General features: G+C 43.0%; 6 protein-coding genes. 4 read left to right on the top strand and 2 right to left on the bottom strand.

Annotated features, from left to right (window positions below):
* The coding region (locus V7D75_RS05200) for an AIPR family protein (protein ID WP_333613696.1) at positions 1-993 on the top strand (993 nt) is incomplete at its 5' end.
* A gap of 121 nt (positions 994-1114) precedes the next feature.
* On the opposite strand, the gene V7D75_RS05195 is transcribed toward V7D75_RS05200, so the two are convergent.
* The gene (locus V7D75_RS05195; protein ID WP_333613695.1) at positions 1115-2713 is read right to left on the bottom strand and encodes a GMC oxidoreductase; all 1599 of its coding nucleotides are present in this window, start codon (positions 2711-2713) and stop codon (positions 1115-1117) included.
* 321 nt (positions 2714-3034) lie between these two features.
* On the opposite strand from V7D75_RS05195, the gene trpB reads away from it, so the two are divergent.
* Positions 3035-4261 (top strand): tryptophan synthase subunit beta, encoded by a 1227-nt coding sequence (gene trpB, locus V7D75_RS05190; protein ID WP_333613694.1) that lies wholly within the window; start codon positions 3035-3037, stop codon positions 4259-4261.
* A gap of 95 nt (positions 4262-4356) precedes the next feature.
* Positions 4357-5259 (top strand): DMT family transporter, encoded by a 903-nt coding sequence (locus V7D75_RS05185; protein WP_333613693.1) that lies wholly within the window; start codon positions 4357-4359, stop codon positions 5257-5259.
* Positions 5260-5302: 43 nt separating this feature from the next.
* Here the strand turns inward: V7D75_RS05185 and V7D75_RS05180 are convergent, their stop codons facing one another.
* Positions 5303-6025 (bottom strand): hypothetical protein, encoded by a 723-nt coding sequence (locus tag V7D75_RS05180; protein ID WP_333613692.1) that lies wholly within the window; start codon positions 6023-6025, stop codon positions 5303-5305.
* 324 nt (positions 6026-6349) lie between these two features.
* On the opposite strand from V7D75_RS05180, the gene V7D75_RS05175 reads away from it, so the two are divergent.
* The coding region (locus tag V7D75_RS05175) for an outer membrane protein transport protein (protein WP_333613691.1) at positions 6350-7612 on the top strand (1263 nt) is incomplete at its 3' end.

The following is a 7612-nucleotide window of genomic DNA, read 5'->3' as shown; positions in this document are numbered from 1 at the left end:
CTAACAAATTTAGCTGATTACTTTAAATTCATTACAGATGAAAATGGAAAGTTAATTAGACACATATTTGAATCTAATGTCAGAGATTATCAGGGTAAAACGAATGTAAATAATGAAATACAAGATACTCTTGAGAATCCTGGAGATGAAGAGTTTTGGTGGTTGAATAACGGTGTTACTATTTTAGCTAGCGAAGTTGCTGCTCCGGGAGGAAAAGAGCTAGTTGTTCATAACCCTGAGATTGTAAATGGCTTGCAAACATCTTCGGAAATACATCGTTTCTATAGTTTGAATCAAGATAAATTAGCATCCGAGAAACGAGATGTACTTGTTAGAATAATTGTCCCTGAAAGTGAAGAAACACGTGATCGAATCATTCGTGCTACAAATAGTCAAACGCCAATTCCTAAATCATCATTAAGAGCAACGGATCAAGTACACCGTCAAATAGAAGATTTTCTCAAACCCAGAGGTCTTTTTTATGACAGAAGAAAGAACTTTTATAAAAATGAAGGGAAAAAGCCTAAAGAAATAATCAGTGTTCCTTTTATGTCTCAGTGCTTAATTTCAGTGTTAATGCAAAAACCAAACTTTGCAAGAGCAAGACCATCAACATTGCTAGAAGACGATGAATCATACTCTAAACTATTTCATAAAAATAATGATTTACAGTCATACTATTTAGTTGCCAACTTAGGAAGGAGCATTGAAGAAAGACTAAAGAAAGATAAAAAATATACAACAACTGAAATTGCAGATATAAAGTTCTATATATTATATACAGTAACCTGTTTAATGGCTCAAAGCCTTTATCCGAGTAGCAATCAATTATCTAAGCTAAAGCTTGATGATTTAACTGATGATATGTTTAATTATGCTGTAGCCATAACATATGATTTGTACCGTGAGCTTGGAGGCACCAATAAGATTGCTAAAGGTGCCAAATTAATTGAGACACTTAAAGAAAAAATTAGAGTGGATAAACAGTTGTAACCAGTAGCTGAAAGTCTATATTACATAATTATTTAAAGATAGCTCGCAAAGCTTAATCCATTAATTTTGAAGATTTATCCTCTAAATTGGTGGATTAAATTTGTATTCATTCTTCATTAATCTACCCAAAATCCTCCCTTAAAACCCTCGCCATATTTCGCTCAGCAAGTCCGGTGATAAACACATAGGGATTGACGCCTGCGCTGCCGGGGATTAACGCGCCATCTTGTACGTAGATATTTTTATGCCCTTTGACGCGTCCAAATTCATCAGTCGCCAAGCCTAACACACAACCGCCAAGCGGATGATAGCAGAAGTTATCGCCGAAGCCTTTGGTGAATAATAAGCTTGAAGTAGAGCCGCCATTCACTTTGGCAAGTTTTTCAATTAGCTCTTTGGCAGCATTTACCGAGTACTCATTTTGCTCGCGTTTCCATTTGAGTTTGACGGTTTTTGTGGCTTTATCATAGTAATAATTGCCGCGTTCTGGATTATCAGTGATGGCAAGATAGAGCGTTGTCCACGTCTCAAGTCCTAGCGGTAATGGCGCAAGCTCGGCAAATATTTTATATTTTGAGCCACCTCTATCACCGTCCCACATATTGATGCCTTTGACCGGGATGGTAGATTGGGTGGTGCCCGCAGCGTGGACGAAATTGCGCCCAGTCATGATATTGCCGTTGGGTCCCCAGTGCTGACCAATATGTTCGTTTAGGTTGTTTAATTTGCCTTCCGCTTGGCTTTTGAGCAGTAGCTCTGAAGTGCCCGTACTGCCCGCATTTAGAAACAGTTTATCGCAAGTATAATGCTCAACTTTATCGATGCCGCCCGTGGTATTGAGGACATGAACTTCTAACCTGAGTTGATCGTTATCGAGGGCTTGAATGCTATTAACTTTGCGTAAGGTTTTAACGGTGACATTGCCTGTGGCTTCAGCATCTTTTAGGTAAGTTAAATCCAGTGAAAACTTGCCAGCGTTATTGCCATAAATGACTTCACCGCCGAGTGCCGACGGATAGACTTCGCCACGCGCTTCCTTTTGCATGTAATCAAAGTCATAGCTGTTGCCAAAAAACTCCGTTTTAAGTCCCGCTTTTTCAGCTTGGCGTTCAGCGGCGCGGGTGAATTCGTAATGCTCGGATTCATTAAAAAACGACTCAGGAATTTGGCTGACTTTCAGATTTTTCATGGCACGGGGAAAATAAGTGTCGTACATCTCATCAGAATCAATCCATGGGAACACTGCTTCAAAGTGCGCGCGTCTTGGGGCAATGGCAATCGCACCATTGACGATAGAGGCGCCGCCATAAGCACGCCCTGCAAAGACTTTCATATCCTCATATTCGATTAAGTCTAAAACCCCAGGATATTTTCTGATAGGTATCGGAATCGGGATAGGGGCGTTTGGCATATTGCTAAACCAGCTAGAGCGTTTATCGGCAGTAATCATTTTGCAAAAGGTATTATGCTCCGGTGTTCTATCCCAGCGCATGCCCATCTCAAGTATCATAACCTTATGACCTTTTTCACTGAGTCGTAGCGCCGATACTGCGCCGCCATAACCACTACCGACAATGATATTGGGAAAGTGTCCCGCTTGGGTGATGGTACTAGGTAGTCTTGGCTGCTTAGCAAGCGTTTGGCAACCGCTCACCGCAGCGGAAGTGCTGACAGCCCCTAGGCTTAAACCCATGGCTTTAATCAGTTGGCGTCGTTGCATAATTTTCCTGTTTTTATATCTTTAATAATCGAAATTAATGAACGAGAGTTTATCAAAATAAAGTGTCATTATTATTTCTATATTGCGAGCGAGGCGATTTTAGCCAAATTAGAACAAAATAACACTACTTTATGCAAGATGGATAATTATTTAGCGCGCTTAAATTTATAAGGTGACTTGACCAAATAAGAAATATCCCTTACTATCTTGTTTCAATGTACTAGAACACAAATACAATAAAACATTCTTATCATTAAAACGCTAAATAATTCGGCAAAAACGCCAATATTCATACGTCATTTAAAACAATAAGGCTTATCTATGACAATGCAAAACACCGCCACGGACTACGGTTTACACCAATCCATCTTACCCAATAGCGAGGGTTTATATGGTGAGTTCGGTGGCAAAATTGGTCATCCCGAGCTTGCTAAAGCCATGAGCGAGATTGAGACAGGTTTTCGTGAAATTATCAAAAACGACGACTTTATCAAAGAGATGAAGCGTTTACGTGAGACCTATGTTGGTCGCCCAAGTCCTATTTATCATGCGCAGCGTTTGACCGAGCATTGCGGCGGCGCACAGATTTATTTTAAGCGTGAAGACTTGAACCATACGGGCGCGCATAAGATTAATCACTGCTTAGGTGAAGTATTATTAGCCAAAAAATTAGGCAAAAAAAAGGTCATTGCGGAAACGGGCGCGGGGCAACATGGCGTCGCATTGGCAACCGCAGCAGCATTAATGGGTATCGAGTGCGAAATTCATATGGGCGTGGTCGATATTAAAAAAGAACATCCAAACGTCAGTCGGATGAAGATTTTGGGCGCCAATATCGTACCAGTCTCACGCGGCGCAGGAACGCTAAAAGAAGCGGTCGATAGTGCGTTTGAAACTTATCTTAACGAGTTAGATAGCAGTATGTTTGCGATTGGCTCGGCATTGGGGCCGGCGCCTTATCCTGAAATGGTCAGCTATTTTCAGTCAGTGGTTGGTCATGAAGCACGAGCGCAGTTCTTAGCGACGACAGGTAAGCTGCCTAATAAGGTGGTCGCTTGTGTTGGCGGCGGCTCCAATGCTATTGGCATGTTTAGCGGCTTTTTTGATGATGCAGAGGTAGAGAAAATAGGCGTCGAACCAGCGGGCGAGGGCTTAGATACGCGCAATCATGCGGCGACGATGTCGCTCGGCGTCAAAGGTGAGATTCACGGCTTTAAATGCTACGTGCTGCTTGATGAAAAAGGCGAGCCAGCACCGGTACATTCGATTGCCTCTGGTTTAGATTACCCAGGCGTTGGGCCACAGCATTCACACCTGCGAGATTTAGAGCTTGCTACCTATGAGTCGGCGACTGATGCAGAATGTTTACAAGCCTTTATGGCGCTATCACGCCTTGAGGGTATTATCCCAGCGTTAGAGTCGGCGCATGCCATTGCCTATGCGATGAAAATCGCCAAAGATATGTCAGCGGATGAGACAATTTTGGTCAATTTATCAGGGCGCGGCGATAAAGATATTGATTTTATTTTGGATAAGGTAAAGCTATAAAAAATTGATAAGGAGTATAAAAAAACAACAGCTCTCAAGCGTGTAAAAAGTTATCATCGTGGTTTTTTTAGTCTAACGCTTGATAGGATCCACCTATGTCCAACCGCGACCTCATTATTTTTATGACATTGTCCTTTATGTGGTCGCTGTCTTTTATTTTTTACCGTGTCGGCGTGCCGGAATTTGGCTCGCTAGCATTTGCCAGTTTGCGGGTGGTGCTAGCTGGCTTGACCATGCTGGTTTTTGTCTTAATCAGCCCAAAAAACAGAGCAGGCATCCGTGATAACTGGAAAGTTCTGACCCTAGTCGGACTGTTTTCTGCCGCTATCCCTTTTATCCTGTTTGCTTTTTCAGCGCGCTCAGTCAATGCTGGGGTGTTGGCGGTGCTTAATGCGTCCGTGCCGATGATGAGCGGTTTTATCGCCAGCACCTTTTTTAAAGACCGTTTGTCAAAAAAACAAATTATCGGCTTAATCATTGGCGTTATTGGCGTGATTATTTTGATGAGTAAGAACTTATTTGGCGGCAGCGGGCAGGGCGCTGAGTCAAGTTCAGGGTTATTGCCGATGGGCTACGCATTATTGGCCTGTGTCGGTTATGCGGTCGGCGCCAATATCACTCGAAACTATTTATACGATGTCTCGCCGGTGGCAATTACCGCAGGCTCGCTTATCATTGCCAGTATTATCATGCTGCCGATAGCGGTGTATGAGTTTCCCTATGGCAAAACCATTAGCCTAACGGCTTGGACGTCAGTGATTTGTATCGGCGTTTTTTCTACCGCCATCGCCCTTATTTTTATGAATCAACTCATCAAAAGTATCGGTCCGATGCGCGCGACCAGTATTACCTTAGTCATTCCGATTTTTGCCATTATTTTAGGCTATCTGCTACTTGGCGAAGCGTTAGACACGCCAGCGATTATCGGCTCGGTGGTGATATTGTTTGGTACTTATCTGTCGTTAGAGCTGTCTATTAAAAAGATGCTGGAATCTTAACGGCTTATTTTAAATTGGTCAGCAGTTTTTTAATCAATGCCACTTATCTAATACCTTCTACCATAATAAATTGAATCGGAAAGGTAATAATGTCAAACGCCTTGGCAAGTGGTATCAGTGCTTTCAGTCTTTTTTCTTCTGCTAAAGCTTTGTCTGGTTGATAATGATAAAACTTCAGCGTGGTCGGTTGGCGCAAGCGATAGGTAAGCGTCTCGATATTTTTCACCGCCGGTGCCACTGTCACAGGAAGGCGCCACAGATTTTTTGTACAGCGTGTCATACCTCCCGCGAAGCCGTCATGACAAGTAAAATCAAACCCTTCAAGCTTCGCCGTTTCACCTGCGGCTAGCAGATGGGTCGGTTTTTCAAACCATAATATGGTGGCAATACATCCTTGCGCTGAGCTGCAGCCTTGCTCGCCTATTCTTATTCTAAAATATGGCGCATTGAATGCTGGCATGGGCTTAAAGGAAAAATAAGCCAAATCCACTTGCTCTAAAATATCAATAAATTCACGATCTCTATTGGCGCTCTGTACCAAATAACTGCGCTTTTCTCCAGCAAATACAATCGCATGTTCAACGCCTTGAATAGGTGCGGCGGGCTTGCCAACAGCAATAATCGCGTCGGTAAATTGCTCATCGGCTACCCATTTGGCATCCTCTTGTACCATCAATTGATAATCGAGATTTTCGCTGACGATACAACCGCTTAAACCTAAAATTAATGAGCCCGCTAAACATAGTCTGGAAAGTAATTTTGACATTATATTTTTCTCTGCTGAATAAAATAAAGGGCAATCGAGAAAGGATTGTTAAATATGATATTAAGCCAATTTTGTATAAATAAGTTGGCTAATTTGCTAAATAAATACAAGTAACGCGTTAAAGTTTTAGCGAAAAAAATTAGAGAAGCGTTAAGGATTTCACCTTTGTCGCTGTTCAATTAAATCGGGAATTTCATAAAGTTGCTGCTGATATATTGACAAAGGTCGACATTCGCTATTTAATCTAGAGAATAAAGCCAACTATAAAAAGTGTGTATGATTTTATGGTTTGGTGGTGTTTTTAACTGACAAAAGGATATTGTCATGAGCGCTCAGCTATTTCTAGGACTTAATCATTCTGCTACCCTTTCTCGTTCTTCGCGCTATTTTCTTGCTGCCGGTTCTTTGACGGCGCTAAGTCTCGCTATTAGCTCAGCACATGCCGCTGGCATCGAATACAGCAAACAATCGGTCGCGCCTTTTTTTGAGCCGGGTAACTATGCCGAGCTATCTTATGCGTATGTTGATCCAAAAATAGAAGGCACCGACGCCGCGGGTAATAAAATCGGTGACATGATGGATGACTTTGATTTACCTGGCGCGGCCATTAAAATCGCCCCGACAGCCAATACGGCATTGGCAGTTATTTACGAACAACCCTTTGGCGTTGATACCGAGTACCCAGCAGGGAGTATTTTTAACAATAGCATGGGCACCACTGAAGCGCGAGTAGAGACAAATGGCATCACGCTTTTGGGCGGCGGTAAGATTAGCAATAATGTCTGGCTATATGGCGGTCTTGAATACCAAACACTAAAAGGCAATATCACGGGCGCGCAGCCAGTCGGTTTGACTACTGCTGTTTCGCAAGTAATCGATGAAGCAGGTGCGCTCTTTGGCGTGCCGACCACTGATGCTTATTATGATTTGGTCAATAAACAAAATAACGGCACGATTACGCCAACTGAAGCGGCGACTTTGGGCGCTATCAATGAAGCGGCTATCAATCCTGTGGCGACAGCACCGACTTATTATACGTTAGACTTTGAAAACGAAAATACGCTAGTGCCGGTGATCGGTATGGCGTATGAGAAGCCGGAGATTGCTTTGCGTGCCGCATTAACCTATCGCGCTCCCGCCAAATATCAGGTATCTGGGGTAGAAAACCTGCAAGTTATTTTGCCACCTATCGCTGGTGGTGATGGGGTAACACCGGGACCAGCGACTGATGAAGTTGCCTTACCGCTAGCGGGCAAGACTGAAGTGAAAATGCCGCAGTCGGTCAATTTCGATTTCCAAACCGGTCTGAGTGAAAAGTATCAGTTATTAGGAATGGTTAACGCCCGCTGGGTAGATTGGAGTAACTTTAATGTTGCCCCGCCTTTAGCGACATTATCAACACAAGAGCCCTTAGCTGCTTATAAAAAAGACGGTTATGCGGTTGAAGTGGCATTAGGTAAGCAGTTTAATCCAAAAATTTCGGGCGAAGTACGTGTCGGCTATGACCACGGTACTGGCGCACCGCTCAGTCTATTAGGACCTTATGACTCTATCAAAAGCTTAGGGCTTAGCGCGCAATACAAACTG

It is taken from the genome of Psychrobacter sp., from assembly GCF_036731945.1.
Classification (GTDB): Bacteria; Pseudomonadota; Gammaproteobacteria; order Pseudomonadales; family Moraxellaceae; genus Psychrobacter.
This window is presented reverse-complemented; position numbering and strand designations above follow the sequence as displayed.